Below are 25,543 nucleotides of genomic sequence, written 5' to 3'. Positions count from 1 at the left end.
AAGCGGAACAGCTGAGACCAGTCAACGAGCGGTTCTGCCGGTCAGGCGCCGAGGTGCTTGCGGAGCCACTGCCCCATCACCCTGATCGCCTCGTCCACCTCGGGCACGCGGCCTGCGCCCAGGACGAACGAGTGCTGCCCCTCGGGCACCGAGTGGACCTCGGAGGTGACCTTGAAGTCGGCGAGCCGGCGCCCGAGTTCGGCGCCGTCGTCGGCGAGCGTCTCGTACGCGCCGTAGTAGACGATCGTGGGCGGCAGGCCGGTCAGGTCGGCGTTGGCGATGCTGACCCGGGGGTCGGCGAAGTCGATCGCGGGGTCCTGCAGCCAGGCTCCTCGGAAGAGTTCGAGGGTGGCGCGGCTGAGCATCTTGTCGTTGTCTTCGTTCTCGTCGACCGACGCGTTCTGGATGGTGAGGTCGGTCCACGGCGAGACGCTGACGATCGCGCCCGGCGTCGCCTCGCCCTTCGCGAGCAGACGCAGCGGCAGCAGCACCGCGAGGGTGCCTCCGATCGAGTGGCCGGTGCTGCCGATGTTCCGCGGCTCGTAGCCCTGCGAGAGCAGCCACCGGTAGGCGGTCTCCGCGTCGTCGAGCTGCGCGGGGTGGGGGTGCTCGGGCGCCAGGCGGAAGTCCACGACGAGGGAGCGGGCTCCGGCCGCCTTCGCGATGTGGCCGGCGGCCTTGCGGTCGGAGTGCATCGAGGCGGTGACGGATCCGCCGAAGTGGAAGTGGAGCAGCGCCTTGTCGGGGTCGGCGCCCTCGGGGATGGCCCACAGGGCGGGGACGCCGTCCGCGTCGACCTCGGCGTAGGTGACGCCTTCCGGTTCGGTCGACGCCTTGTGGTTCGAGTCGACGATGTCGCGGATCACGGCCAGGTCGAGGCCGGGCGTCGACGACTTCGCGCTCACGCTCTCGAGGAAGTCCGCGAACTGCTGTGCCTCTGGGCTTGCTCCCATGGTGGTGCTCCTTCACAGGTTGCTGCCACGCCCGCTTTCCGCGTGGAGCCGGGTTGATGTGCTGGTCATGACGCTACGCGCTGAGTATAGAAAAGTAAACTCAGAGGGAGATGGCTCTCCTCCGGACCGCTGCCGAGAACGACGCCCCGGCACGGGCGGCGGGCCGCAGCGAGATCGGCAGGCCCTCACCGCACCGGAAACTCCCCGGCGTTCACTCCGGCATGAGGTCGTCGGACCGCTCGGCGACCTCATGCCGCAGAGCGGTCCAGATGGCACGTACGGCAGGGTGCGTCACGGCCTCGCGGCGCACGGCCAGGGTGATGGGGAGCTGGATGTCGATCTCGTCGGGGAGCAGTCGGCGCAGTTGCGTCCGCTGGGTCAGGAAGGCCGGCAGGACGCCGATGCCGGCCCCCTGCCGGGTGGCTTCGAGCTGGGCGAAGACGTTCGTGGAGGAGAAGGCCGGGCTCATCCCGGGCAGGTGGCGTTCGATGTCGAGGTCGCCGACCTGCAGCATCGACTCGATGTAGAAGATGAGCGGGTGTTCGCGCAGCTCGGCCACCGTCTCCGGCCGGCCGTACCTGGTGAGGTAGTCGTCGGACGCGTAGAGCCCCAGCGTGTAGTCGGTGAGGTGCTCGGTCACCAGGCGGCTGCTGGAGGGAACGCCGATGACGAGGGCCAGATCGAAGCCGGACGGGCGCAGGGCGAGCTGCCGTGTCGCGGTGATGAGTTCGACCTGGAGCTGAGGGTGTTGGCGGCGCACCCGTACGAGGGCGGGTGTGGCGAAGGCGGTGCCGAAGCCGTCGGGCGCGCTGACGCGCACCGTGCCGTGCAGGGACGGCGAGTCCTGGCCCGCCACGGTGACGACGACGCGGTCGACGGCCTCCTCGATCGCCCGCGCGTTCTCCGAGACGGCTCGTCCGATGTCCGTCAGCGTCCATCCCTCCGTGCCGCGCTCGATGAGGCGCACGCCGATGCTCTTCTCCAGCGCGGCGATACGGCGTGACACGGTGGTGTGGTCCACGCCGAGCGCGTCGGCGGCTGTCACCAGGCGTCCGGTGCGGGACAGTGCGAGCAGGTAGCGCAGATCATCCGCGCGGAGTCTGCGCGGATCGACGGAGCGAGGGGAGCCGGCTGGCTGCGGAGCGGGGTTCTCGTCCGGAGAGTGAGGGCGCACGGTCCGACCGTATCTGCGTTTCTGCACACGGGGTGTGCGCCATTGGTGGTTGTTTGCACACGGTGCGAGGCCGCAGAGTCGGGGCAGTGGGCGCGACATGTCCCGCCGTTGCTGCCGAAAGGGCCGTCATGGTTGCCAGCCTTTCCCTCCCGCGGATCCTGCGCGTCGGCGGCGGTGCCGTCGGCGAACTGGGTGACGTCGTCGCCGGGCTGGGTCTGCGCCGCCCGCTGCTGGTGACGGACGCGTTCCTCGCCGGAACCGGTGCGGCGGAACGGCTGATGGCGACGCTGAGGGATGCCGGAGTGCAGCCGCGCCTGTTCGCCGGCACTGTCCCGGATCCGACGACCGACTCGCTCGACGGGGGCCTGGCGGTGCTGCGGGACCACGGGGCGGACTCGGTGATCGGGTTCGGCGGGGGCAGTCCGATGGACACCGCCAAGGCCCTCGGCCTGCTGGGCGTTCAGGGCGGCCGGATGCGGGACTACAAGGCCCCGCGCACCAGCCTCGGCCCGGCGCTTCCGGTGATCGCGGTCCCGACGACCGCGGGCAGCGGTTCGGAGGCCACCCAGTTCACGATCATCACCGACAGCGCCACGGACGAGAAGATGCTCTGTCCGGGGCCGGCGTTCCTGCCGGTCGCCGCCGTCGTCGACTTCGAGCTGACCCTGTCGATGCCGGCCCGGCTGACCGCGGACACCGGCGTCGACGCGCTCACTCATGCCGTCGAGGCGTACGTGAGCCGCAAGGCCAATCCGTTCTCCGACGGCCTAGCCCTGAACGCGATCCGGACCATCGGCCGCCACCTGCGCCGCGTCTACGCCGACGGGGGAGACCTAGAGGCTCGCGAGGCGATGATGCTCGCCGCGACCCAGGCCGGCATCGCCTTCTCCAACTCCAGCGTGGCGCTGGTGCACGGCATGAGCCGCCCGATCGGCGCTCACTTCCACGTCGCCCACGGACTGTCGAACGCGATGCTCTTCCCCGCGGTGACCGCGTTCTCCGTGCCCGCTGCCGAGAGCCGGTACGCCGACTGCGCCCGCGCCCTCGGAGCCGCCACCGTCGGCGACAGCAACGCCTTGGCCGCCGACCGGCTCGTGGAGGCGCTCCGAGCCCTGTGCAAGGATCTTGAGGTGCCCACCCCTCAAGCCCACGGCATCGACAAGGACGAGTGGCTCGGCCTGTTGCCCCTCATGGCCCAGCAGGCGCTCGCGTCCGGATCCCCCGCCAACAACCCCGTCGTACCCACCGTGGACGAGATCCAGGATCTCTACGCGCAGATCTACGCCTGACAGCCGACGAGTGAGGAAAAACCCTGATGGCCACGACAGCCGGTCCGCGCGGACGGCGAGTTGACGACCGATGACTGATACCGCTGCGGCCGACATCCTCGCCGACGTCCACCGGGGCGTCGGCCGGATCCTTCTGAACCGGCCCAAGGCGCTCAACGCCCTGACGACAGACATGGTCGTCGCCATCGACCAAGCGCTCGCCGCGTGGGAGCACACACCGCTGTCCGCTGTCGTGCTCGCAAGCACCAGCACGAAGGCGTTCTGCGCCGGCGGAGACATCCGCACGATCCGCGAGCACAGCCTCGCCGGCGATGCCGAGGCCAGCGAGCGGTTCTTCGCCTCCGAGTACCGGCTCAACGCCCGGATCGCCGAATATCCCGTGCCGGTCGTGTCGCTCATCGACGGTGTGTGCATGGGCGGCGGCCTCGGCTTGTCCATCCACGGCACCTTCCGCGTCGTCACCGAGCGCGCGGTGCTGGCGATGCCCGAGACCGGGATCGGGTTCTTCCCGGACATCGGGGCCAGCTACTTTCTGCCGAGGCTGCCCGGTGCGATCGGCATGTACCTGGGACTGACGGGGCACCGGCTCGACGCGGCCGACGCCCTGTACACGGGGCTGGCCACGCACTTCGTCCCCGCGGAAGGACTCGACGCGGTCGGGGACGCCCTGGCCGACAGCCCCGGCGAACCGGTGGACGTGGTCCTGAACCGCCTCGCCGGCCGTTCCCCGGTGGCGGGCAGCAGGCTGGCGGAGGCACGCGGGGACGTGGACTGGGCGTTCGGTGCGCCCAGCCTCGGCGAGATGGAGAAGCGCCTGCGCCACCTCGACACCCCTTGGGCGGCAGACGCGTTGACCGCTCTGGAGTCCGCCTCGCCGCAGAGCCTGGAGATCACTCACGCCCTGCTGGCGCGGGGCAGGCAGCAGACGTTGCGCGAGTGCCTCGACACCGAATTCGCCCTCGCACGCACGACCATCCGGACGCCGGACTTCCTGGAGGGCGTCCGCGCGGCCCTGGTCGACAAGGACCGCACTCCCCACTGGCAGCGTGCGTCGCTCGGCGGAGGGACGCTGCCGTCCTGAGCAGGTTCGCCGTATGCAGGGCATTGCCGCGTGCAGGGGGCTGATCGTGCAGGAGGGGCGCTTCGACGAGACGTGAGCGCGCCCCCGCCGACCAGGTTGTTCAGGGAAGCGGGAGCGGAAGGCGCTGTCGGTCAGGCGTACGTCCGTCATGAGCGTCGAGCGCTGCGAGCCGCCGATGGGTCTTGCCCGACCCGGGACCCATGTCTCTCTGGCTGGGGGCTCACGCGGGCGCGAGGGACGGATTGTCCGACGTCTCTGGGGCCGGGATGGTCTCAGTCGTTCTCGGGCACCATCGAGACCACGACCTTGCCGGCCTTGGTGCGGCCCTGCTCGACGTGGGCCATCGCCTCGAGCGTCTGGTCGAACGGGAAGGTGCTGTCGATGACCGGGCGGAGCTTTCCGCTGTCGTAGAGGGCGCTGAGTTTGCGCAGCTGGGAGCCGCTGGCCTGCATGAAGAAGAACTCGTAGCGCACGCCCAGTGCCTTCGCCTGCTTACGGATCTTGCGACTGAGGGTGTTCATGACCAGGCCCAGGAAGGAGGGGGCGCCGAGCTGCTTGGCGAAGCCGGCGTCGGGCGGGCCGACGACACTGATGGCCAGGCCGCCGGGCTTCAGCACGGTCAGCGACTTCTCGAGGTTCGCTCCGCCCAGGGCGTCCAGCACCAGGTCGTAGTCGGACAGCACCTTGGAGAAGTCTTCCTTGGTGTAGTCGACGACGACGTCGGCGCCGAGGCTCCTGACCAACTTCTCGGATTCAGTGTTCGCGGTTGTCGCCACTGTGGCGCCGAGGTGTTTGGCGAGCTGGATGACCGTCGAGCCGAGGCCGCCGGCACCGGCGTGGATGAGCACCTTCTGACCCGGCTTCACGTGGCCACGGTCGACGAGAGCCTGCCAGGCGGCCAAGGCCACCAGCGGCACTGCTGCCGCCTCTTGGAGAGTGAGCGAGGCCGGCTTGGGCGCGACGTCGTCCATGTCGATCGCGATGAACTCCGCGAAGCCTCCGATCCGTAGGTCGCGCGGACGGGCGTAGACCTCGTCGCCGACTTTGAGGCCATGTACGGCGGAGCCGACCCGTGTCACGACGCCGGCCACGTCATGGCCGAGCACGAACGGGCGCTTGTACTTCAGGAGTTGCTTGAACTCCCCGTTCCGGACCATTTTGTCCAGCGGGTTGATGCTGGCGGCACTCACCCTGACCAGGACGTCACGGTCCCCGACGGTGGGCTCGGGTACCTCCGCGGCGCGTGCGCCGTCCTTGCCGTACTTCTCGACGATAAATGCCTTCATGGCGGCGGCCCTTGTCTGTGGGTGTTCCGGTGGTCGGGGTGATTCTTCGCGCAGGTCCCCCTGCGCGCCCGTTTTCGCGTGCGGCCGGGTTGATGTGCTGATGGCTACGACGCTACTAGCTGAGTATAGAAAAGTAAACTCAGGAGAGTTAGGGTCGCCCTCATGGATATGAGGACCGAAGCTCTTCAGGACGTCGGCATGGACCCCGTCTCGACCGGGACATGTCGAACTGCTCGATTGCCCGGACCCTCGAAGTCGTGGGTGAGAGGTGGACGATCCTGATCCTGCGCGAGGTCTGGTACGGCTTGTCCCGCTTCAGCGACTTCGAACGCGTCCTCGGCTGCCCTCGCAATCTCCTCGCAGCGCGGCTCCGGACGCTCGTGGAGGAAGGGATCCTGGCCACCGATACGTACAAGGAACCGGGCTCACGGAGCCGCCCGAAGTACGTGATCACGCCCAAGGGTATGGATCTGGTCCCGGCCGTGATGGGGCTCCTGCAGTGGGGCGACCGTTACCGCGCCGACCCGGAGGGCCCGGCCGTACTGACGCGACACCGCGGATGCGGCGCGCACGTCGACGCCCAGATCCGCTGCGAACGGGGCCACGCCGTGCAGACGGAAGACATCGAGAGCGTCCCCGGGCCTGCATTTCGTATGAGGCCCGCCAAGTGAACTGAGTGCGGCTGCGTCGGGAGCTCGTGGTGGCTCAGTCCGCCGGGGTGTGCCCACTCGGTCTGGCACGAGTCCGGGCAGGGGCGGGCCTTGGTGCCGGTTGTCGCAGCGGAGCATGGAGCGCCAGCGGCGGTTGTGGGCGGGGGAGTGGTCCGGGAAGGGCGTGGTGCACATGCCGGCGCCGCAGGCGCGTGCGGGCCGGATTTCGGCGGAGCGGAGCGGATCGACGGCGTCCTGGGCGATCGGCGCCGACGTGACTGTGGCATCGGTGGCGATGCTCGCGGTGCCGGCAGGCTGGCTCCATGAGATCGGTTACGGGCAGTACGTCCTTACCGACGCGCGGGAGCCAACGTCCTTGATGGGCCCAACAAGCCCTTGACCACCCGGTGTTGGACCCCAGCCGTCGCGCCGTCCGTGTTCAGGATGCGGGTCGAGACTCGTGTGGTGCGGTCAGGGCTTTGTGGGTCGACTCCAGGATCTTCTCCGACAGCTCTGTACCTGCCGTGGCCCGGGCCAGCAGGATCGCGCCGACCAGCGTGGCCACCATGGGAAGGCCGTCATTGACCTCGGTGGACATCCATGCGGCGAATTCCTCGACTCCGGCTGCGTACGTTTCGCGCACCTCACCGGCGGTGGGCTCCCGAGCCACGTCCCCGGCGAATCCCGCGGTGGGACAACCGGTACCGGGCTGGTCACGGTGCTCGTCCGACAGGTAGAAGTCGACGAGGGCGCCGCGCGCGGTGTCGTGATCGCCGTGGGCCGCGTCGAACGACGCCAGGAGTGCGTCGAGGTCCCCGAAAGCGGCTTGGGCCGCCTCGGCCACCAGGGCCTCCTTGGAGGGGAACTGCTTGTAGAAGCCGCCCGTGGTCAGCCCGATGGACTTCATCAGATCGGCGACGCTGATGCCGTTCACGCCGCGCTCCCGGAAGAGCTGGGAGGCCGCGGCGACCGCGCGCCTGCGGTTCTCGAGTGCTTGTGCTTGCGAAACGCGACTCATCAGTCACCTGCCCACGTTAGATAGTTAAGTGCATCTATCATATGCGAAGTGCTGGGCGGCCTGTCGCGGCGCTCGCAGCGGCCTCTTGCCGTACGGCTCCTTCCCGTTGTTGCAAGGTGAGGAGCTCTTGGGTGCACATCCGAACCACAAGCGGCATCTCGCCCTTTGACGCATCCGCTCCGGGGTGCGGTTGCGAAGAAGACGCCGACGCAAGATCCCGTCGAGCGCATGCGCAGCGGCCGACGGAGCCTGTTCAGCCCCTTTGGCGACAGGCGGGTCCTGTTCTCCGCAGGCCGCTTGCGTCGTGCTCGACATGCCCGTGCACTCGCCCCGAGGGCATTACGCGAAACCGTCCATGGTGGCCATGCGCCCGAGGAGCCCGCCATCCCAATGTGAGCGGCCGCCGTCCCTGTAGTCCCGTGTGCCCGTCGAGCGGTCTGTGGCCGTGGGCGGTGACCGCCGGTATCGCGGGCTGTTGACTGAACGCCTTTAGATACCTATCGTAATCTAAAGCAGGGTCGACGCTTCGGCCCCTCATCCGTCACCAGAAATGAGATCCACCCCATGACCACGCAGAACAAGACCGCCGTCGTCACCGGCGCGTCCGCCGGCCTGGGTACCGCCTACGCGCACCGGCTTGCCGACCGGGGCTACGACCTGATCCTGGTGGCCCGGAACACTGTGCGGCTGGAGACCCTGGCGGCGGACATCCGCGGCCGCACGGGCCGCGCGGTGGACGTCGTCACCGCCGATCTCACCGATGCGGCGCAGATCTCCGTGGTCGAGGAGCGTCTGCGGACCGATGAGAGCATCGAGGTGCTGATCAACAATGCCGGCGGAGGGCTGTTCACGCCGCTGGCAGTCTCCGACGCGGCGGCCTCCGAGGCGCTGATCAACCTCAACGTGACCTCGCTGACCAGGCTGACCACCGCGGTTCTGCCGGGCCTGACGGGCCGCGGGCGCGGCACCGTGGTGAACGTCTCCTCCGCCTTGGCTCTCAACATCCTGCCCGTCAGCGCCGTCTACAGCGGCACCAAGAGCTACGTGCTGACATTCACCCAGGCCCTGCAGCAGGAACTCGCCGAGAGCCCGATCGTCGTGCAGGCCGTGCTGCCGGGCGCCGTCCGCACGGAGTTCTGGGACGGCTCCGGCGCCGACCTTGAGGCGTTCCCCGACGAGTGGATCATGAGCGCGGACGACGCCGTCGACGCGGCGCTCGCCGGCCTCGACGCCGGGGAGCCCGTCACCATCCCGTCGCTGCCGGAGATCAGTGACTGGGAGGCGTTCGAGAAGGCGCGTCAGGCGCTCGTCCCGAACCTGTCGCAGAAGGTCCCGGCCGCTCGCTACCGCGTCTGACAGCCGCTGTGGCTCTGGTGCGGGCGTCTCCTCTATGGCAACCGCACAACAGATGCCACACACGACCGATGCGCCCTCCGGCACCCGGGGAAGACTGAGCGCTCGGCGCCCTCTCCCTGTGCAAAGAGCCGGGGCCAGCACTGCAATAGCGGCGGCCGTGTGCACGGCAAGCCCGTCCGCACCGTCGATCGCCCCTCCACGCGGTCTGCCTTCCACGTGAAGGCCACCGAGCCCATCAGGCCGGTCACCGCATACGCGCGACCCGCGGGGCAGCCCATGACCCCGCCGCTCATTCACCCCTTTATCTCGCACCCTTTATTTGAGGAAACATCCATGTCGAACGCCCTGTGGAACCCGATCGTCGCCGGCGAGATCCCCCTGCCGCACCGGCTGGCGATGGCCCCGATGACGCGGAACCGGTCCACGCCGGAAGGTGTACCGACCGAGCTGAACGCCGAGTACTACGCCCAGCGGGCCTCCCACGCGCTCATCATCACCGAGGGCACTCAGCCCTCCGCCGACGGTCAGGGCTACCCGGTGACCCCGGGCATCTACACCGAGGAGCACATCGCCGGCTGGCGCAAGGTCACCGACGCCGTGCACAAGGCCGACGGACGCATCGTCATCCAGCTCATGCACGCCGGACGGATGTCCCACCCCGACAACACCCCTCACCACCGGCAGCCGGTCGCTCCCTCGCCGGTCCAGCCGGCGGGCACCATGTTCACCGCCTCGGGGCTCCAGCAGATGCCGGTACCGCGCGAACTGTCCACCGAGGAGGTCGCCGCCACGGTCGACGACTTCCGCCGTGCCGCCGCAGCCGCCATCGCGGCCGGCGCCGACGGAGTCGAGATCCACGGCGCCAACGGCTACCTCCTGCACCAGTTCCTCGCCGACAACACCAACCAGCGCACCGACAGTTACGGCGGCTCCATCGAAAACCGCATCCGCTTCGCCGTCGAGGTCGCGACCGCTGTGGCCGAGGAGGTCGGCGCCGGCCGCACCGGCTTCCGGATCTCTCCCGGCAACCCGTTCAACGACATCGCGGAGAGCGACACCCACGAGCTGTACCCGGCACTCGTGCGCGCCCTCGCGCCGCTCAACCTCGCCTACCTGCACATCGGGCACGGTGGCGACGACGAACTCCTGCACACCCTCCGCAAGTTGTGGCCGGCCGCGCTGGTCCTCAACCGGGCCGGCACCGACATCGCGACCCGCGCCAAGGACATCGAAGACGGCCTGGCCGACGTCGTCACCGTCGGCGTGATGGCACTCGCCAACCCCGACCTGGCCGAGCGCGTGCGCACCGGCGCGCCGCTGAACAACCCTGACCCCGCCACGTTCTACGGCGGCGGCGAGGCCGGCTACACCGACTACGCCACCCTCTCCGCCTGACGAGCCCTACTCCCTGCGCCTGAACGAACCCCTGCCATACCGGTCTTCGCGGGCCGGTATGCCCAAATGGCTCTGCCTCTCTGCCTCTCGGCCTCCGTCACCGGGGCGGAGCCGCTCCCGCCATCCATGTTGGAGAAGCACGTGTCTTCCTCGAACGCTGAGACCCGAACGTCCACCGCCGACCTGCACCAGCTTGCCGATGAGTACGTGAGGCGCGTCAATCTGCGTGACCTCGACGCCCTGTTCGCTCTGTACGCGCCGGATTTCCGCTCCCATGCCGCCGACGGCACCACCACCGGCGTCGAGGAGACCCGCGCGGTGCTGGCGTCGTTCCTCGAAGCGGTCCCCGACTTCGCCGCCACGCCGGTCCGTGTGGTCGCCGAGGACGACTGGTTCTCGATCAGCTTCATCCTCACCGGCACGAACACCGGGCCCTTCAACGGCACTTCCGCCACCGGCCGATCGATCAAGGTGCTGGAGCTGCGCATGTTCAAGGTGGCCGACGGGAAGCTCATCGAGCACTGGGGCCTCATCGACCTGGCGACGCTCTTCGCCCAGTTGCAGTCCTGACAGGGATACGTGAGCTGATGCCTGCTTCACCCCTGCGGAAGGGGCAGGCGGGCCGGCCGCAGCGTCGCCGGGCGGCTACGGCCGCGGCTGGGTGAAGAAGCCCTGCTCGGTCTCGATCTCCATGTCCATCGCCTCGCACACCTTCCGCGCCCGCAGCGGCACGTCGGCTGCGGGTCGGGCAGCTCCAGCAGCGTCGAGCCCGTTGTGGGAGAGCGCGACCGGCCCGTGCGGGTTGAGGCGCCGGGCTCAACCCGCTGGGCGAGAAGGGCCACGCAGATGAGTTCAAAGCAGGCCCTGCCCGACGAGCCGCCGCCTGGTCCTCGGTAACGGCGTCGCGGGCACCGTCATCGGCGACCGCATAGGCCCATTCGCCGAGCGCACCGCCGTCACTGAGGCGACCTGGCCGCTCAAGCCCGCATGGTCGGTTCGATCGCGATCAGTTCGCCAGGCACTTCGGCGGCGCCGCACGCAGCTGAAGGCGATCAAGAATTGGGGACGCTCCACCCCCGACGACCTGTCGAAGATCACCCATCCCACGCTGATCGCCAACGGCGACAACGACCGCATGGTCCCCTCGGTCCTCTCCGAGGATCTGCACCGGCGCATCAAGGACAGCGAGCTGATCATCTACCCCGACTCCGGTCATGGCGGCATCTTCCAGTACTACGAGGAGTTCGCCCCGGTCGCGGTCGAGTTCCTCGCCCGATAACCACCGCCTGAACAGGAAGAAAAGGGCAACACGATGAGCGTGCCACCGGCCGCCGTGCAACTGGACGTGACGAAGCACTTCACCTCCTCGATCCTGTTGTGGGTGCGCACCGACCAGCCCCGCCAGACCGGCATGGACTACTGGAAGGGCCCGCACTCAGGGATCATCTCCGCCACCCCGGGTCTGGAGGAGTACCGCCAGATCCACCTCGCCGAGCACAACCCGGGCCGGTGGCCGGCGACCGACGGAGTGGAGACCTCGATCCCCGCCGACCGGAAGATCGACGGCGTCGCGGAAGTCACCTTCCGATCGGCGCTTGCGCCTTCGCAGGGGCGCAAGCAGACGAAGCTGGCCTACGCGGATGAGATCAACGTGTTCCGCCGCACTCTGCTCTACGCCGGCCCGCCGAACTCATCGCGCTGGTACGACGTCGCAGGCCCGGAAGAGAAGGTCGGTGCCCGCGTCCTGGTCTACCTGCGCCGCAGAGACGAGACCGGCGCGGGTGAGTTCCGGAAGTTCGTCAAGAAGCAGCTCGTCCCCGCACTCGTCGGCACCGGAGTGCTGAAGGAACTGCGCACGCAGACGTTCCTGCCCTGGGTCGAAAAGCTCTGGGACACCCCGAACGTCGCCCACGACAACCCCCACGACCAGCGCTTCCACGCCTCCCTCATCCTCGGTTTCACCGACACCGCAACACGGGACGCCTTCTTCGCCGGCAACGTGATCCAGGACCTGTCCGACCAGCTGGCCCCGCTGGTCTCCGCGATCCACGCCTACGACGTCACCGCCGCCCTCACCTACGTCAAGAACGGCGAGATCCTCCCGCACTACCAGGAGTGAGCGGCAACCTCACGGGGGCAAATCCCTCACGCGCGCCTCAAGGTTCCCCGAGCCGGAACCGCCACCGATTGAGGTGATCCTCCCCGACGAGGAAGCACTCGCCGGGGCGCCGGTGTGCCTGGACGGGGCGCTGGTCGCCGCAGCATCCCATTACCCGGTTCCGCTCCCTGCGCTCCGGGTTGTTCACTTGCGGCATCAGCGTCTGGCCCACGCCCGTGTGTGCGCAGAAGGTCTTTCTCGAATCGCCGGGGGTGACCTCTTGCCATCGGCCAACGAGGAGCATATGGTCGTATGAACGTAAGACATACGAACGTAATTTAAAGTCAAGGGAGATCGTGATGGCGACAACTCGGCCGGTGGTGCTCGTGACAGGTGCCTCATCGGGGATCGGCAAGGAGACGGCCCGCGCCTTCGTCGAGGCGGGTTACGAGGTGATCGGAACCGGCCGCAAGACCTCCGGACTCTTCCCGCCCGCCGGAGTGACGTACCTCGACCTCGACGTCGGCAGTGACGACTCGGCCACCGCCGCGGTCGGAGAGGTGATCGACCGGTTCGGCCGCATCGACGTCCTGGTCAACAACGCCGGCATCGGCTCGGCGGGCGCCGTTGAGGAGAACTCCGTCGCCCAGGCCCAGAACGTCCTGAACATCAACGTCCTCGGTGTCATCCGTATGACGAAGGCCGTCCTGCCGCACATGCGCGTCCAGGGTGGCGGACGCGTCATCAACATCTCGTCGGTCCTCGGGATCGCACCCCAGCCCTACATGGCCCTCTACGTCGCGTCGAAGCACGCCATCGAGGGCTACTCCGAGTCGCTGGACCACGAGGTCCGCGAGCACGGCGTCCGGGTCCTGATCGTCCAGCCCGCCTACACGAAGACCAGCTTCGACACCAACGCCGCGCAGCCTGACACCCCGCTGCCGCTGTACGCCGAGCGACGGCGCATCTTCGACGAGGTCATGGCGGAGGCGATGAAGGACGGCGACGACCCCGCCGTCGTCGCCAAAGTGATCGTCACCGCGGCCACCGACAAGAAGCCGAAGCTGCGCTACAGCGCCGGCCCGCTGGCCTCACGCGTCACCACCGCCCGCCGCCTCGTCCCCGCCGGAACGTTCGACAAGCAGATCCGCAAGAACAACCGCCTGCCCAACTGACCAGCGGCAGCCGGGGCGCGCAAGCTCCGGCTGCGACGGAGGAACTCCTCGTGCGGTACGCGAAAGAACACAAGCAGGAGACCCGGCAGCGGATCATCGCGACGGCCGGCCGCCGGCTCAAGCGGGACGGCATCGACGGCTCCGGGGTCGCCACGCTCATGAAGGACGCGGGCCTGACCGGCGGCACCTTCTACGCCTACTTCGACTCCAAGGACGACCTCATCGCCACCGCGGTCGCCGACCAGATGCGCGCCCAGCACGCGAACATCGTCGCGCAGGCGGCACCCGGCCGGGCCGGCCTCGAACAGATGATCCGCTGGTACTTCTCACCCGAGCAGCGCGACACCGTCGAGGACGGCTGCCCGAACGCCGCCCTCCTCGACGAGATCGCACGCTCCACCGACCCCACCCGGCAGGCATACACCGACGGTGCACTGGTCCTCGTCGACGGCTTCGCCGCCCGCCTGGCCCCCCATGACCCGCCCTCGGCACGACTGAAGTCACTCAGCCTCCTCGGCATGATGGCCGGAACCCTGCAACTCTCCCGCGCCCTCACCGACCGCCACCTCGCCGACCAACTCCTGGAACAGGGCATCCGCAACGCTCTCGCACTCCTGGATGCCGAACAGCCCGACTGAGACGCCATCCGCGTACCGATCAGAAGCTGGTCCGGTCGAACAGGACCGGCGGCTGACTCACCAACCGCATCCACCTCGCCGTCGAGGTCGCCGCCGCCGTGACAGACGAGATCGGCTACGCCGGCTACCCCGCCCACACCGCCTGACGAACCCCACCCATACCGGTCCCTGACGGGCCCATTCCCACGCCTTCTACGACGACATGGTCGGTTGCGAGCCGACGGCGCAGATCTATCGCAAGAACTCCGCCGCAGCCGCGCGCCGGGTCCACGAACTGATCGAGGAGGGCGTACAGACCGGCGTTTCCCGCGCGCTCAACGGGCACTTCGCCGCCCAGGTCGTAGCAGTCACCATCGATGCGGTTCAGTCGGGGATCCTCCTGGAGGGGGCGGGGCTGACCGCCGGTGACGCGTTCCCCGAGCTCGGGGACCTCCTGCTGGACGGGCTCAGCGCGGGACAGGGAACGTCCGAGCCTGGCTCCACAGTCGTCCGTTCACCCCGGGGTCAGATCTCCGCGCCCAGCTGAGGTCCGGCGAAGAGACGGCACCTCGGCGAAGGCTTCGCCCGTACCGGTGAGCTGGTACTTGTAGGTACACGGCACTCGGCTGATGTCTCCCCGCTGTTTGGCCTGCGACCGCGAGGCCGATGGTTCACGACCGGAGGCGGGCGCCCGGTCCCAGCCGGGCGGTGACTTCCCGGGGGGTGAGGGTGGTGTGGTCCGCGGAGCATTCGACGACGACGCGGACCGGGGCGTCGCAATCGGTGTGGCGGACGTCCAGTAGTGGCCCCTCGGGGCCGAGGGTGTGTGCCTCGCCCCACTGGGTCAGTGCCATCAGGACGGGCCACAGGTCCCAGCCCTTGCGGGTCAGGCGGTATTCGTTGCGGGAGCGGCTGCCGGGTTCCTGGTAGGGGACGGTCTTGAGGATGCCGGCCGAGGTCAGCTTGCGGAGGCGGTCGCTGAGTACGGCCTCCGACAGGCCGATGTGGCGGTGGAAGTCGTCGAAGCGGCGGACGCCGTTGACGGCGTCACGCAGGATCAGCAGCGTCCATTTCTCCCCGATCACGTCGAGCGCGCGCTGGACGGGGCAGTTCTCGGTGCTCGCCTCAAGCCACTCCATGCGGCCATCGTAAAGCTCTGGCTTCGGCATTGACAGTCAGGTGCGCAAAAGTCTAGCTTCATTTGAAAAAGTCAGCTGGGGCAGAGGGAAGGGCACTGGACCGTGGGGCGAACGCGTACGTATCAATGGGACGATCCCGCGATCTTGGCGGAGGCCGCCGGGCGCATGGCCGGCATCGACTTCCTGCGTGAGCTGATGGCGGGGCGGCTGCCGGGGCCGCCGGTCAATTACACCATCGACTTCGCCCTGGACGAGGTGGAGCCCGGCAGGGCGGTGTTCTCGCTGACGCCGGGGGAGGAGCACTACAACCCGATCGGCAGCGTGCACGGCGGCATATTCGCCACCCTGCTCGACTCGGCGGCGGGGTGCGCCGTCCAGTCCACTCTCCCGCAGGGCGTGGCGTACACCTCGCTGGACCTGACGGTGAAGTTCCTGCGGCGGATCACCGTGGACACGGGCCCGGTGCGTGCCATCGGCACGGTCATCAACAAGGGCCGCCAAACCGCCCTCGCCCAGGCCCAGTTGGTCGACGCGACGGACCGGCTGCTGGCCCACGCCACCAGTAGCTGCATGCTCTTCCCGGTGCCCGCCCCTCAGGGATGACTCCGCAGGCTGAACCCCCTTGGTGACTTGTGAGGCGCCCGGCGCGCAGATGTCAGAGCGAGGCCCCGGCGCACTGGACGAGTCGCTGCCCGGTGATCGCACCGCCGTCCGGGCCGAGGAGGAACGCCGTCAGGCCGGCGACCTCGTCGGGAGAGACGAACCGACCGAGGGGCGGGTGGGCCGGGGGCGTGCGGGCGCGGCCGGGGTCGGACAGCATCGGCGTATCGGTCGGGCCGGGGGCGATCACGTTGACGGTGATGCCACGTACGGCCAGTTCCGCGGCCCAGGAGCGTGCGAGCGCGGGCAGGGCGGCCTTGGTCGCGGCGTACTGGCTCTTGCCGGGTACGCCGTGCAGACCGTGCCGGAGGCCTCCGCCGACGATAACGCGATGTTCTGACGGCCTCCGGGCCGTAGCGGTCGCGCTACGGCCCTGGGTAGCGCCTGCGACTGATCTTCGCCCTCAGGGAGGACGCGCTGGCTGAGTATCTGAAAGTAAACTTAAATCGGTTAGAATTGCTCCCATGGATGCGTGGACCGAAGTTCTTCAAGACACAGGCATGAACCCCCGACTCGACCGGGACACGTCCAACTGCTCGATCGCCCGGACTCTCGAGATCGTGGGCGAGAAGTGGACGATCCTGATCCTGCGCGAGGTCTGGTACGGCTCGTCCCGCTTCAACGACTTCGAACGTGTCCTCGGCTGTCCTCGCAACCTCCTCGCGACGCGGCTTCGGATGCTGGTGGAGGAAGGGATCCTGGCGACCGAGACGTACAAGGAGCCCGGTTCGCGGAGCCGGCCGAAGTACGTGATCACCCCGAAGGGCATGGATCTGGTGCCGGCCGTGATGGGGCTGCTGCAGTGGGGCGACCGTTACCGCGCCGACCCGGAGGGGCCGGCGGTAGTGGCGCGACACCGCGAGTGCGGCGCGCACGTCGATGTCCAGATCCGCTGCGAACTGGGCCACCCGGTGCAAGCGCAGGACATCGAGAGCGTCCCCGGCCCAGCCTTTCGTATGAGGTCGTCCGAGTGAGCTGAGGACTCCTCCGTCAGCCTCCCGTCGGCCCGCCGCTCTGTCGTGAACGGGCCTGATAGCGGCGGACCTTGGTGCGGTTTCCGCAGCGGGACATGGAGCACCAGCGGCGGTTGCGGGCCGGGGAGCGCAGTGCGCAGCGATCCGCCCCGCAGACGCATACGCGCCGGATCTCGGGGGACAGAAGCAGCTCGACGGCGTCGTGGGCGATGAGGCCGGCGCGGGTGTGGGGTCGGCGCGAGCGTCGTCGTGCCGGCGGCTTCCAAGCCGTCGTCGGTGACGGCGAGTTGCAGGGCGGGTCTGGGAGCCGCCGCTGCCGATCGGTTGAGCGGCGTCACGTCGCCGGATGCGGGCAGTCGGCCGTCGGCGACCGCCAGAACGGCCCGGTCGGCGCTCTCGCGCAGCTGTCGGGCGGAGTGGAGAGCGGCTGCCGTGGCGGGCTCGGTGGCCCCGGGGGCGAGGAGAAGCGCCTCTCGGAGCCAGCCCGTCAAGTCGTCCGTTGCCACGTCTCTGTTCTGCCCGCCAGCCAACCGTCTGAGACGGTTGCTCATGTCATGTCAGGAGGGCCCGGCCATGGGACAGCCGACAGTGAAGACCGGAGTGACGCAGGTGGACGGGGTCCGCCTGCACTACGTCCGAGCCGGGTCCGGACCCCTGCTCGTCCTGCTCCACGGCTGGCCGCAGAGCTCCGAATGCTGGCGGCCGGTACTGGCGGATCTCGCAGCCGACCACACCGTTGTGACGCCGGACCTCCGCGGATACGGTCTCAGCGACAAGCCCACCCATGGTTACGACAAGCGGCGTATGGCCGCCGACATGGCAGGCCTCGTCGAGGCGCTCGGCTTCGAGCGGGCCATGGTCGTGGGCCACGACCGCGGCGCTCGCGTGGGGCACCGCTGGGCGCTGGACCGCCCGGACCAGGTGGAGCGGCTGGCCGTGCTCGACATGGTTCCCACCCGGGAGATGTTCCGGCGCCTGGACGCCTCGCTCGCCGCCGGGTACTGGCACTGGCTGTTCCACATGCAGCCCGATCTGCCCGAGCGCCTGGTGGGGCACGACATCCGCGGGTATCTCGAGTACTTCTTCGAGCGGTGGACCTACAACCGCCACGGCCTGACAGCCGACGCGGTCGACGGCTACGTCCGTGCGTTCTCACGCCCGGGTGCCCTGCGCGCGAGCCTCGACGACTACCGCGCCGTGGAGGAGGACACCGCGCTCGACGACATCGACGCCGCCGAAGGCCGCCGCCTCAGCATGCCGCTGCTGGCGCTGTGGGGTTCCGTGGGACTCCCTGCCCGCCTGCCGACACTGGAGATCTGGCGTGGCTACGCGGACGACGTCACCGGTGCCGAGATCCCGGAGTGCGGCCACTTCATCCCGGAGGAGCAACCGGAGGCGCTGTTGGCGCACCTGCGGCCTTTCCTGGCCGGCAGGACGAACCGGTGATCCCCTCACGGTGACGGAGGCGGTGCCCCTCAGCCGGTCGAGCGCCGACCCGAGGGGCCCGCGACCACGATGTGACGAACCCGCATGGCGCACGAGCCCGGACGGCAGGACAGACCGAGGGGCGGCCCCGCCGTAACCGGCCGGGCCGCCCCTCGGTACGGGCTTCATATGGCCGGGGCGCCGGCCGGAGTGCCACCCGAGAGGGCGGGGGCCGGGCCGTCGGCCTTGCGCTGTCGGGGCATCAGGAGCGCCAGGGCCGCCGCCAGGGCGACTGCACCGGCACCGACCCAGAGCGCCGGGACCAGCCCGTCCACGAACAGCGAGGCGGAACCGTAGCCGCCCTGGGCGGAGAAGACGGCTGCCAGCGATGCGCCGCCGATGGCGCCGCCGACCTCACGGATGGCGTTGTTGGCGCCGGAGGCGATGCCCTGCTCCTCCGGGCGAACCGTGCTCATGACGAGGTTCGCGCTGGGCGCGAAGAACATCCCCATGCCGATTCCGCAGACGATCAGCGCCGGCAGCAGGGCGGTGTACGACACCTGCGGCTCGACCGTCAGTGCCCAGTATGACCCGTGCCGCCACCTCGTTGCGGAAGGGTCGAGTTGGGCGGCTCCCCGCATCGGGGTCCTGTTCACCACGGGCTTCAGAACGCGAGCCCGGTCGGCGCCTCGGGCCACGCGTGCGACGGCGGAGGCACCCCGTCGGCCCACGGTGGGGCTGGCGGCGCCTTCTTCCTGCAGCCACTGGACCGCGGCATGGCTGACGAACCGCTCGGGGTGCGCCCCGGTGAAGACGACGGCCCGGATGCCGGGATCCCGGTCGACCCTGTCCACGAGCTCGTCCAGCTGGTTGGCGATGTCGAGGCCGAACACATGGTGGGGGCCGCCGTCGAGCCGGACGATGAGGACGGCTCCGCGGTCCTCGATCTCCAGATGGCCTTGGTCTTTGTATGGCATGGATTGTGCTCCCGGGCTGAGTTCATGGGGGAGTGGAAAGCGTGCGGGGGAGGGCTGCCGGCGCCAGGAACTGTGCGTGGGCGCAGCGCGTGTGGGCGCGTCGAGGGGTGGGCGCCCATGTCCGATACGGCACGTCACTCGTGATGTGTACTATTGCCGTGACGAGTCAGATAACCAAGTTATTTCAGGTGTGTCAACGGTGGAGGCGCGAGAGATATGGCAGGGCGGGCGAGGCTCGACGACGCACCGGAGCGGCTGGTTCGGGCCGCCATCGGCCTGCTGGCCGAACAGGGTCCGTCAGCCGTCAAGGCGCGTACGGTGGCGTCCGCGAGCGGACTCTCGACGATGGTGGTGTACAGCCACTTCGGCGGCATCCCCGAACTGATGCGAGCCGTCGCCGACCAAGGGTTCAAGGAGCTCGGCGCGGCGTTCGCGCAAGTGCCGGTGACGGAGGACCCGATCGCGGACCTCTTTGCCATGGCCTTGACCTGCCGCCGCGTGGCGCGCGAGAACCCGCACCTCTACGACCTGATGTTCGGGCTGTCCACTCGTGCGACGTACCGGCCGCTGTCGGACGCGGACCTTCGCTTCAGTGGGCATTCGCCGGCCTTCCGCGAAGCCCACGCCGAGATCACCGCGGCGTGCGCCCGGCTCGTGGACTCCGGCAGGGTCGAGCAGCAGGAACCCGAGGTCGTAGCCGCCCAGTTGTGGAGTCTGGTCCACGGATACATCACCCTCGAGTTGGCCGAGCACTTCGTCGAGTTCGAGGACGCCGTGGTCGAGGTCATGCTGCCGATGGGCGTGAACTTCTCGGTCGGGTTGGGGGACGAGCGGGAACGTGCCGAGGCCTCGCACGAGGCCGGCGCGCGCCTTTACGAGTCGATCGCTCACGACCGGTGACAGGCCGCGCAGTCGAGGATTGCCCCGTACGCGGCTAGGACGACCTGCGCTCAACAGCGGGGGATTCGCTGCCCGGCGTGAGCTGGTCATGCCTGCCCAGTGCCGCGACCTCCCGTTCCAGGGATGGAACCGCACGGGCCGCGAAGCGCCTCGCCCAGGGCCAGGCCAGTGGTGAATTCAGCGCGGCCTTCGCCCAGTTGGCCACGGCGACGGCGCGCGGGACGTACACGCGGCTGCGGCGGCGCGCGAGTCCGTCGACGATTGCGGCGGCCGCCCGCTCGGAGCTCGTGGTGACGTTGCCCGGGTAGGGCAGCCGCTTGCGCAGGCTCTGGAACGAAGGGAGGTCCGTCTCGGCGCCCCGGACGAGGTCCGTGTCGATCCAGGAGGGGTGGACCAGGCCCACCGTGACCCCGAGGTGTGCCACCTCCTGGCGGTAGGTCAGCGCGAGCAGCTCGGCCGCGGCCTTGCTCGCCCCGTACGAGGCCATCGCGGCCAGCGGCATGAAGGACAGCGCGGACGCCACGACCAGTACGTGGCCCCGGCTGCGCTCCAGATGGGGTGTCGCGTACTTGAGGGTGCGGAAGGCACCGTTCAGATTGATGTCCAGGACCCGCTCGAACGACGCCTCGTCGGTCTGCCGTACCGTCCCGTACGCCACGACACCGGCGTTGGCGACGACGAGATCGATGTCGCCCATGACCTCCGCGGCCTCGTCGATCGCCGACCGGAGTGCGGTGCCGTCGCGTACATCGGCCTCACGCCAGAAGGCGGTGGGGCCCAGATCGCGGGCGAGGTCACGGAGGCGATCCGGCTCGAGTCCGATCAGGGTCACCTGAGCGCCTCGGGCGGCGGCCAGACGGGCCACCTTCTCGCCGATACCGCGTGCGGCTCCGGTGACAACCAGCCTTCTGCCCAGCAAGTCACGTTTCATGACGGCAACATAACTTCGTTATTTAGAGAGTGCAAGGGGTCGCATGCATGAACTGCTGCCGATCCACCTGCTGGGTCTCATGACTGGACGAACCTATGCTTGGGTCATGAGGCGGACATCCTTTGCGCAGTGGCCCTGCTCGATCGCCCGGACCATGGACCTGCTGGGGGACTGGTGGACGCCCTTGGTGCTGCGTGAGGCGTTCTACGGGATCCGGCGGTTCGACGCGTTCCAGGAATCGCTGGGAATCGCTCGCAATACGCTGACGGACCGGCTGCGCCGGCTCGTGGAGGAGGGGCTGCTGGAGAAGCGGCCGTACCAGACGGAGCCGGTTCGCCACGACTACGTGCTCACCGAGAAGGGCCGCGACTTCTACGACGTCCTGCTGGTGATGAACCGGTGGGGGGACCGCTGGCTGGCCGGTGAAGCGGGCCCGCCGGTGGCCATGCTGCACGAGGTGTGCGGGCAGGAGACCCATGCCGAGGTGGTGTGTGCCTCCTGTGGCGAGCCGATGACCGCGGAGAACACTCGCCCCCGGATGGGGCCCGGTTATCCGCCGCACCTGGCCGATCGGCCGGACGTACGGGAGCGTTTCGCGGACTGACCCGATGGCTGGGTCGGGCCTGTGTGTGCCCTTGACATGTGAGTCTATCTACGCAACTTTACTGGTCAGATCTGGTCATGAGAGTTCTCGGATGAGGCAGGGAGGCCACGGGACCGTGGAGTGGACGGGCGCGCGATATGCGGACAAGCCGACGGTTGAGGTCCACACCTGGATCGCCGCTCCGCCGGGGCGAGTGTGGGCGCTGGCCTCCGACGTCGAGTTGATGCCGCGTATGAGTTCGGAGCTGCAGTCCGTCGAATGGCTGGACGGCAGAACCGGCCCCGCCGTGGGAGCCCGATTCATCGGCCGCAGCAAGCACGAGTCGCTCGGAGAGTGGGCCACCACGTCCCACATCGTGGAGTACGAGCCGTGGAGGAAGTTCGCCTGGGCGGTCGAGGATCCGCTCAACCCGACGGCGATCTGGCGGTTCACGCTGGAGCCGCAGGACGGCGGCACCCTGCTGCGCGAATGGATGCAGATGGGACCGGCCCGCTCGGGCCTCTCCTTCGCCATCGACCGCATGCCGGACAAGGAACAGAAGATCGTCTTCGTACGCATGCGGGAGTTCGAGGCCGGCATGACCGTCACCCTCGAAGCGATCAAGAAGCTGGCCGAGGGCGCCTCGACCGCGAGCGAGGCGAGCCTGTGATGCGTACCTCCACCACGATCGAAGCCTCCGGTGGCGACTGGCGGGAGATCGTCGACTACGTCACCGAGGCGGAGAAGCTCGGTCTGGACATCTGCTGGGTCGCGGAGGCCTGGGGCTCCGAGGCGCCCTCGCCGCTGGGCTACCTCGCCGCGAAGACCGAGCGCATGCTCCTCGGGTCCGGAATCATCCAGCTCGGCACCCGCACACCGATGGCCATCGCCCGCGCCGCGATCACGCTCTCGCAGATCTCCCAGGGGCGCTTCCTCCTCGGACTGGGCCCCTCGGGGCCACAGGTGATCGAAGGACTGCACGGAGTGCCCTTCGACCGGCCGCTGTCACGGATGCGGGAGACCGTCGAAATCGTGCGCCAGGCCGCCTCGGGCGGCAAAGTCTCCTACTCCGGGCGGGAGTTCAGCATTCCGCTGCCGGGCCGGGAGGTGAAACCCATGCGACTGTCGATGCGCGCCGAACATGACATTCCGATCTACCTCGCCACTCTCTCACCGAAGATGCTGCACCTGACCGGTGAGATCGCCGACGGCTGGCTGGGCACCAGTTTCGTGCCCGAGGGCGCCAAGGAGGCGTACTTCGACCACTTGGACCAGGGCCTGGCCGCCGCCGGTCGCGCCCGCGCCGACCTCGACATCTGCCAGGGCGCCGAAGTCGCCTTCGCGGACGACGAGGACGCGCTGCGTCAGATGGTGGCCGGACGCAAGAAGGAACTGGCCTTCAGCCTCGGCGGCATGGGCTCCGCGACCACGAACTTCTACAACAACGCCTACAGCCGCCAGGGTTGGGCTGAAGTGGCGGCCGAGGTCCGCACGCGTTGGCAGGCCGGCGACCGGGACGGCGCGACCGCTCTGGTCACCGACGAGATGGTGCTGGCGACCACTCTGATCGGAACCGAGGACATGGTGCGCGAGCGGCTGCGTGTGTGGCGCGACGCCGGTGTCGACACCGTCCGCTTCTATCCCGCCGGCGAGACCCTCGACGCCCGGCTCGCCACCCTGGGCCGGGCCATCGGTCTGGTCCGTGACATCGAGGACGAGGCCGGACGGTAGCAACACGGCCGGCCCCGGTCGAGGAGGGCGATCGCGAGGCGTCGGCCGACCTCAGCCATGGGTGCTGACACCGTCCGCCGCCAGCCCCGACATCAGCAGACCGAGCGCACGGAACGTCATGGTCGGGGCCTCTTTCCTGTCGGCCTCGGCGCGACGGTGGCGACGGGAACGTCTGGTTGCGGGTCACCGCGTTCGGCCAGCACGGTCGGCAGCTGTTCGATCGGTGGCCGGGCCGCGGCGTCAATGATGTGCCGGTACTGCTCCTCCAGGGCCGAGGGCGTGGCGACCTGGCGGGCTCTCTCCTGGCGTGGGGCGCAGTCCACGCGGCGGCCTTCGGGCTGGACAGCCTCAGGCTCGGTGTCACCGTGGCCGGAGTACGCGAAGTCGACGAGGTGTCGTCCCGCCGTCAATGATTGCTGCGTGGGCATAGATCACGGCATCGGGGTGCTGAAGCGAGCGTCTGGGTGACTGCCGCCGAGCTGGTGACCATGTGGTCGCCGTTCTCTCTCCGGTGGTCTCCTTGCGGCACGCGATGGCACGAGCCGCCGCTGCTGAGTCGGTGAGCAGGAACAGGTTGTTCGATCGGGAGCGCGTCGGTCCCTCGCGGGGTAGTCGGCCGTCCCAGCGGAAAGGAACCGTCCATGGATGAGCAGGGTGAGCGCTTCGACGTCGTGGTACTCGGCGCGGGCCCCGGCGGATACGTTGCCGCCATCCGGGCCGCTCAACTGGGGAAGCGCGTCGCGGTCGTCGAGGAGAAGTACTGGGGCGGCGTCTGTCTGAACGTGGGCTGTATCCCCACCAAGGCCCTGTTGCGCAACGCCGAACTCGCGTACGTCTTCACCCGCGAGGCGAAGACCTTCGGCATCAAGGTCGACGGGCAGGTCTCCTTCGACTACGGGGAGGCGTTCCGCCGTAGCCGCAAGGTCGCGGACGGCCGGGTCAAGGGCGTCCACTATCTGATGAAGAAGAACAAGATCACGGAAGTCAGCGGGCGGGGCACGTTCCTGGACGCCCACACCCTTCAGGTGGCCGACTATGACGGCAACACCCGCACCATCGGCTTCGACCACTGCATCATCGCCGCCGGGGCGACCCCGAAGCTGCTGCCCGGTACCCGCCGTACGTCGCGTGTGGTGACGTTCGAGGAGCAGATCCTCGCCGAGGACCTGCCGCAGTCGATCGTGATCGCGGGCGCCGGTGCCATCGGCATCGAGTTCGCCTATGTCCTGCACAACTACGGCGTGAAGGTGACCGTCGTCGAGTTCCTGGACCGGATCGCGCCGCTGGAGGACACCGAGGTGTCCGCCGAACTCGCCAAGCAGTACCGCAAGTTGGGCATCGACGTACTGACGTCGACCCGCGTCGAGTCGATCGACGAGTCCGGTCCGCAGGTGCGGGTCACGGTCACCGGCAAGGACGGCACCCAGCAGGTCCTGGAGGCCGACAAGGTCCTCCAGGCGATCGGCTTCGCCCCGAACGTCACCGGTTACGGCCTGGAGAACACGGGCGTGGCGGTCACCGAGCGCGGCGCGATCGACGTCGACGGGCGGTGCCGCACCTCCGTCCCGCACATCTACGCCATCGGTGACGTCACCGCGAAGCTGATGCTGGCACACGCCGCCGAGGCGATGGGCGTGGTCGCCGCGGAGACGCTCGCGGGCGCGGAGACGATGGAGTTGGACTACGTGATGATCCCGCGGTCCACCTTCTGCCAGCCCCAGATCGCCAGCTTCGGCTACACCGAGGCGCAGGCGAGAGAGAAGGGGTACGACGTCCAGGTGGCCAAGTTCCCGTTCACCGCGAACGCCAAGGCCCACGGCCTGGGCGATGCGACCGGGTTCGTGAAGCTGATCAGCGACGCCAAGTACGGTGAGCTCCTCGGCGGCCACCTCATCGGCCCCGACGTCACCGAACTTCTGCCCGAGCTGACCCTGGCCCAGCAGTGGGACCTCACGGTCCACGAGGTCGCCCGCAACGTCCATGCCCACCCCACGCTGGGCGAGGCAGTCAAGGAAGCCGTCCACGGCCTCGCCGGCCACATGATCAACATGTAGTGGTGCGGCATGGGCCCCCTGGTGCTCGGGTCGGTTTCGCGTCATCGAGCTGCCAAGGGGGCCTGCCGCCATACGTT

Annotated in this window: 28 protein-coding genes and 3 pseudogenes; 20 read left to right on the top strand and 11 right to left on the bottom strand. The window is 68.8% G+C overall.

Going from position 1 to position 25,543, the window contains the following annotated elements:
• Positions 1-41: 41 nt before the first annotated feature.
• Entirely contained in the window at positions 42-953 is a 912-nt protein-coding gene (locus OHU89_RS03445) for an alpha/beta hydrolase fold domain-containing protein (protein WP_405639675.1), read from the bottom strand.
• Between the two features lie 211 nt (positions 954-1,164).
• Positions 1,165-2,127: a LysR family transcriptional regulator gene (locus OHU89_RS03440; protein ID WP_405639673.1), complete on the bottom strand. Its 963-nt coding sequence runs from the start codon at positions 2,125-2,127 to the stop codon at positions 1,165-1,167.
• Positions 2,128-2,255: 128 nt separating this feature from the next.
• Between OHU89_RS03440 and OHU89_RS03435 the strand changes: the two genes are divergently transcribed.
• Positions 2,256-3,416 carry an iron-containing alcohol dehydrogenase gene (locus OHU89_RS03435; RefSeq protein WP_405639671.1) on the top strand — a complete coding sequence of 387 codons (1,161 nt, stop codon included), beginning with the start codon at positions 2,256-2,258 and terminating at the stop codon, positions 3,414-3,416.
• A 70-nt stretch (positions 3,417-3,486) separates the two neighbouring features.
• The gene (locus tag OHU89_RS03430) at positions 3,487-4,497 is read left to right on the top strand and encodes an enoyl-CoA hydratase/isomerase family protein (protein WP_405639669.1); all 1,011 of its coding nucleotides are present in this window, start codon (positions 3,487-3,489) and stop codon (positions 4,495-4,497) included.
• Between the two features lie 272 nt (positions 4,498-4,769).
• On the opposite strand, the gene OHU89_RS03425 is transcribed toward OHU89_RS03430, so the two are convergent.
• On the bottom strand, positions 4,770-5,783 hold the full coding sequence (locus OHU89_RS03425; protein WP_405639667.1) for an NADP-dependent oxidoreductase: 1,014 nt from the start codon (positions 5,781-5,783) through the stop codon (positions 4,770-4,772).
• Positions 5,784-6,040: 257 nt separating this feature from the next.
• Between OHU89_RS03425 and OHU89_RS03420 the strand changes: the two genes are divergently transcribed.
• Positions 6,041-6,454 (top strand): winged helix-turn-helix transcriptional regulator, encoded by a 414-nt coding sequence (locus OHU89_RS03420; RefSeq protein ID WP_405639665.1) that lies wholly within the window; start codon positions 6,041-6,043, stop codon positions 6,452-6,454.
• Between the two features lie 105 nt (positions 6,455-6,559).
• Here the strand turns inward: OHU89_RS03420 and OHU89_RS03415 are convergent.
• Positions 6,560-6,658, bottom strand: a pseudogene (locus tag OHU89_RS03415) (CGNR zinc finger domain-containing protein); the annotation flags it as partial.
• A gap of 214 nt (positions 6,659-6,872) precedes the next feature.
• On the bottom strand, positions 6,873-7,451 hold the full coding sequence (locus tag OHU89_RS03410; protein WP_405639663.1) for a TetR/AcrR family transcriptional regulator: 579 nt from the start codon (positions 7,449-7,451) through the stop codon (positions 6,873-6,875).
• A 564-nt stretch (positions 7,452-8,015) separates the two neighbouring features.
• Between OHU89_RS03410 and OHU89_RS03405 the strand changes: the two genes are divergently transcribed.
• From OHU89_RS03405 to OHU89_RS03370, 8 genes are all read left to right on the top strand, one after another.
• Complete coding sequence (locus OHU89_RS03405) at positions 8,016-8,807, top strand: SDR family NAD(P)-dependent oxidoreductase (protein WP_405639661.1); 792 nt, start codon at positions 8,016-8,018, stop codon at positions 8,805-8,807.
• Positions 8,808-9,140: 333 nt separating this feature from the next.
• Positions 9,141-10,202, top strand: coding sequence for an alkene reductase (locus tag OHU89_RS03400; protein WP_405639660.1), 1,062 nt, complete (start codon positions 9,141-9,143; stop codon positions 10,200-10,202).
• Positions 10,203-10,343: 141 nt separating this feature from the next.
• On the top strand, positions 10,344-10,772 hold the full coding sequence (locus OHU89_RS03395) for an ester cyclase (RefSeq protein ID WP_405639658.1): 429 nt from the start codon (positions 10,344-10,346) through the stop codon (positions 10,770-10,772).
• Between the two features lie 313 nt (positions 10,773-11,085).
• Positions 11,086-11,481 (top strand): alpha/beta fold hydrolase, encoded by a 396-nt coding sequence (locus OHU89_RS03390; protein ID WP_405654279.1) that lies wholly within the window; start codon positions 11,086-11,088, stop codon positions 11,479-11,481.
• Between the two features lie 33 nt (positions 11,482-11,514).
• Positions 11,515-12,321 (top strand): strictosidine synthase, encoded by an 807-nt coding sequence (locus OHU89_RS03385; protein ID WP_405639656.1) that lies wholly within the window; start codon positions 11,515-11,517, stop codon positions 12,319-12,321.
• A gap of 338 nt (positions 12,322-12,659) precedes the next feature.
• On the top strand, positions 12,660-13,475 hold the full coding sequence (locus tag OHU89_RS03380) for an oxidoreductase (RefSeq protein ID WP_405639655.1): 816 nt from the start codon (positions 12,660-12,662) through the stop codon (positions 13,473-13,475).
• A 50-nt stretch (positions 13,476-13,525) separates the two neighbouring features.
• Entirely contained in the window at positions 13,526-14,113 is a 588-nt protein-coding gene (locus OHU89_RS03375; RefSeq protein ID WP_405639653.1) for a TetR/AcrR family transcriptional regulator, read from the top strand.
• Positions 14,114-14,315: 202 nt separating this feature from the next.
• Positions 14,316-14,639, top strand: a complete 324-nt coding sequence (locus OHU89_RS03370; RefSeq protein WP_405639651.1) for a hypothetical protein — start codon at positions 14,316-14,318, stop codon at positions 14,637-14,639.
• 124 nt (positions 14,640-14,763) lie between these two features.
• On the opposite strand, the gene OHU89_RS03365 is transcribed toward OHU89_RS03370, so the two are convergent.
• Positions 14,764-15,231 carry a winged helix-turn-helix transcriptional regulator gene (locus OHU89_RS03365; RefSeq protein ID WP_405639649.1) on the bottom strand — a complete coding sequence of 156 codons (468 nt, stop codon included), beginning with the start codon at positions 15,229-15,231 and terminating at the stop codon, positions 14,764-14,766.
• 102 nt (positions 15,232-15,333) lie between these two features.
• Here OHU89_RS03365 and OHU89_RS03360 point away from each other — a divergent pair, with 102 nt between their 5' ends.
• Positions 15,334-15,834: a PaaI family thioesterase gene (locus OHU89_RS03360; RefSeq protein WP_405639647.1), complete on the top strand. Its 501-nt coding sequence runs from the start codon at positions 15,334-15,336 to the stop codon at positions 15,832-15,834.
• 52 nt (positions 15,835-15,886) lie between these two features.
• Here OHU89_RS03360 and OHU89_RS03355 read toward each other — a convergent pair whose 3' ends face one another.
• Positions 15,887-16,216 (bottom strand): SDR family NAD(P)-dependent oxidoreductase, encoded by a 330-nt coding sequence (locus tag OHU89_RS03355; RefSeq protein WP_405654278.1) that lies wholly within the window; start codon positions 16,214-16,216, stop codon positions 15,887-15,889.
• Positions 16,217-16,391: 175 nt separating this feature from the next.
• Here OHU89_RS03355 and OHU89_RS03350 point away from each other — a divergent pair, with 175 nt between their 5' ends.
• Positions 16,392-16,865, top strand: a complete 474-nt coding sequence (locus tag OHU89_RS03350) for a winged helix-turn-helix transcriptional regulator (RefSeq protein WP_405654276.1) — start codon at positions 16,392-16,394, stop codon at positions 16,863-16,865.
• A 16-nt stretch (positions 16,866-16,881) separates the two neighbouring features.
• Here OHU89_RS03350 and OHU89_RS03345 read toward each other — a convergent pair whose 3' ends face one another.
• The gene (locus OHU89_RS03345) at positions 16,882-16,998 is read right to left on the bottom strand and encodes a CGNR zinc finger domain-containing protein (protein WP_405654274.1); all 117 of its coding nucleotides are present in this window, start codon (positions 16,996-16,998) and stop codon (positions 16,882-16,884) included.
• Positions 16,999-17,170: 172 nt separating this feature from the next.
• Positions 17,171-17,416 (bottom strand): annotated as a pseudogene (locus OHU89_RS03340) (ABATE domain-containing protein); the annotation flags it as partial.
• Positions 17,417-17,438: 22 nt separating this feature from the next.
• On the opposite strand from OHU89_RS03340, the gene OHU89_RS03335 reads away from it, so the two are divergent.
• Positions 17,439-18,311 carry an alpha/beta fold hydrolase gene (locus OHU89_RS03335; RefSeq protein ID WP_405639645.1) on the top strand — a complete coding sequence of 291 codons (873 nt, stop codon included), beginning with the start codon at positions 17,439-17,441 and terminating at the stop codon, positions 18,309-18,311.
• 164 nt (positions 18,312-18,475) lie between these two features.
• Here OHU89_RS03335 and OHU89_RS03330 read toward each other — a convergent pair.
• A pseudogene (locus OHU89_RS03330) lies at positions 18,476-18,874 on the bottom strand (MFS transporter); the annotation flags it as partial.
• Between the two features lie 609 nt (positions 18,875-19,483).
• Between OHU89_RS03330 and OHU89_RS03325 the strand changes: the two are divergent.
• Positions 19,484-20,167, top strand: a complete 684-nt coding sequence (locus tag OHU89_RS03325; RefSeq protein WP_405639643.1) for a TetR/AcrR family transcriptional regulator — start codon at positions 19,484-19,486, stop codon at positions 20,165-20,167.
• 34 nt (positions 20,168-20,201) lie between these two features.
• Here the strand turns inward: OHU89_RS03325 and OHU89_RS03320 are convergent, their stop codons facing one another.
• On the bottom strand, positions 20,202-21,098 hold the full coding sequence (locus tag OHU89_RS03320; protein ID WP_405639641.1) for an SDR family oxidoreductase: 897 nt from the start codon (positions 21,096-21,098) through the stop codon (positions 20,202-20,204).
• Positions 21,099-21,204: 106 nt separating this feature from the next.
• Between OHU89_RS03320 and OHU89_RS03315 the strand changes: the two genes are divergently transcribed.
• From OHU89_RS03315 to lpdA, 5 genes are all read left to right on the top strand, one after another.
• Positions 21,205-21,702: a winged helix-turn-helix transcriptional regulator gene (locus tag OHU89_RS03315; RefSeq protein ID WP_405639639.1), complete on the top strand. Its 498-nt coding sequence runs from the start codon at positions 21,205-21,207 to the stop codon at positions 21,700-21,702.
• A gap of 115 nt (positions 21,703-21,817) precedes the next feature.
• Positions 21,818-22,351 carry an SRPBCC family protein gene (locus tag OHU89_RS03310; protein ID WP_405654272.1) on the top strand — a complete coding sequence of 178 codons (534 nt, stop codon included), beginning with the start codon at positions 21,818-21,820 and terminating at the stop codon, positions 22,349-22,351.
• Complete coding sequence (locus OHU89_RS03305) at positions 22,351-23,412, top strand: LLM class flavin-dependent oxidoreductase (protein WP_405639637.1); 1,062 nt, start codon at positions 22,351-22,353, stop codon at positions 23,410-23,412. The genes OHU89_RS03310 and OHU89_RS03305 overlap by 1 nt, the downstream gene beginning before the upstream one ends.
• A gap of 176 nt (positions 23,413-23,588) precedes the next feature.
• Entirely contained in the window at positions 23,589-23,825 is a 237-nt protein-coding gene (locus OHU89_RS03300) for a hypothetical protein (protein ID WP_405639635.1), read from the top strand.
• A gap of 228 nt (positions 23,826-24,053) precedes the next feature.
• Positions 24,054-25,466, top strand: a complete 1,413-nt coding sequence (gene lpdA, locus OHU89_RS03295; protein ID WP_405639633.1) for a dihydrolipoyl dehydrogenase — start codon at positions 24,054-24,056, stop codon at positions 25,464-25,466.
• The last annotated feature ends 77 nt before the right edge of the window (positions 25,467-25,543 follow it).

This window comes from Streptomyces sp. NBC_00019 (assembly GCF_045041015.1).
Taxonomy (GTDB): Bacteria; Actinomycetota; Actinomycetes; order Streptomycetales; family Streptomycetaceae; genus Streptomyces.
Note: the sequence above shows the minus strand (reverse complement) of the source record. Positions and strands in the feature narration are given on the sequence as shown.

Bases quoted from the DNA above. Each gene is read 5' to 3' on its own strand.
- OHU89_RS03445 (WP_405639675.1), bottom strand. From the start codon at position 953: ATGGGAGCAAGCCCAGAGGCACAGCAGTTCGCGGACTTCCTCGAGAGC.
- OHU89_RS03435 (WP_405639671.1), top strand. From the start codon at position 2,256: ATGGTTGCCAGCCTTTCCCTCCCGCGGATCCTGCGCGTCGGCGGCGGT.
- OHU89_RS03430 (WP_405639669.1), top strand. From the start codon at position 3,487: ATGACTGATACCGCTGCGGCCGACATCCTCGCCGACGTCCACCGGGGC.
- OHU89_RS03425 (WP_405639667.1), bottom strand. From the start codon at position 5,783: ATGAAGGCATTTATCGTCGAGAAGTACGGCAAGGACGGCGCACGCGCC.
- OHU89_RS03410 (WP_405639663.1), bottom strand. From the start codon at position 7,451: ATGAGTCGCGTTTCGCAAGCACAAGCACTCGAGAACCGCAGGCGCGCG.
- OHU89_RS03405 (WP_405639661.1), top strand. From the start codon at position 8,016: ATGACCACGCAGAACAAGACCGCCGTCGTCACCGGCGCGTCCGCCGGC.
- OHU89_RS03400 (WP_405639660.1), top strand. From the start codon at position 9,141: ATGTCGAACGCCCTGTGGAACCCGATCGTCGCCGGCGAGATCCCCCTG.
- OHU89_RS03385 (WP_405639656.1), top strand. From the start codon at position 11,515: ATGAGCGTGCCACCGGCCGCCGTGCAACTGGACGTGACGAAGCACTTC.
- OHU89_RS03380 (WP_405639655.1), top strand. From the start codon at position 12,660: ATGGCGACAACTCGGCCGGTGGTGCTCGTGACAGGTGCCTCATCGGGG.
- OHU89_RS03370 (WP_405639651.1), top strand. From the start codon at position 14,316: ATGGTCGGTTGCGAGCCGACGGCGCAGATCTATCGCAAGAACTCCGCC.
- OHU89_RS03365 (WP_405639649.1), bottom strand. From the start codon at position 15,231: ATGGAGTGGCTTGAGGCGAGCACCGAGAACTGCCCCGTCCAGCGCGCG.
- OHU89_RS03350 (WP_405654276.1), top strand. From the start codon at position 16,392: ATGAACCCCCGACTCGACCGGGACACGTCCAACTGCTCGATCGCCCGG.
- OHU89_RS03335 (WP_405639645.1), top strand. From the start codon at position 17,439: ATGGGACAGCCGACAGTGAAGACCGGAGTGACGCAGGTGGACGGGGTC.
- OHU89_RS03325 (WP_405639643.1), top strand. From the start codon at position 19,484: ATGGCAGGGCGGGCGAGGCTCGACGACGCACCGGAGCGGCTGGTTCGG.
- OHU89_RS03320 (WP_405639641.1), bottom strand. From the start codon at position 21,098: ATGAAACGTGACTTGCTGGGCAGAAGGCTGGTTGTCACCGGAGCCGCA.
- OHU89_RS03315 (WP_405639639.1), top strand. From the start codon at position 21,205: ATGAGGCGGACATCCTTTGCGCAGTGGCCCTGCTCGATCGCCCGGACC.
- OHU89_RS03305 (WP_405639637.1), top strand. From the start codon at position 22,351: ATGCGTACCTCCACCACGATCGAAGCCTCCGGTGGCGACTGGCGGGAG.
- lpdA (WP_405639633.1), top strand. From the start codon at position 24,054: ATGGATGAGCAGGGTGAGCGCTTCGACGTCGTGGTACTCGGCGCGGGC.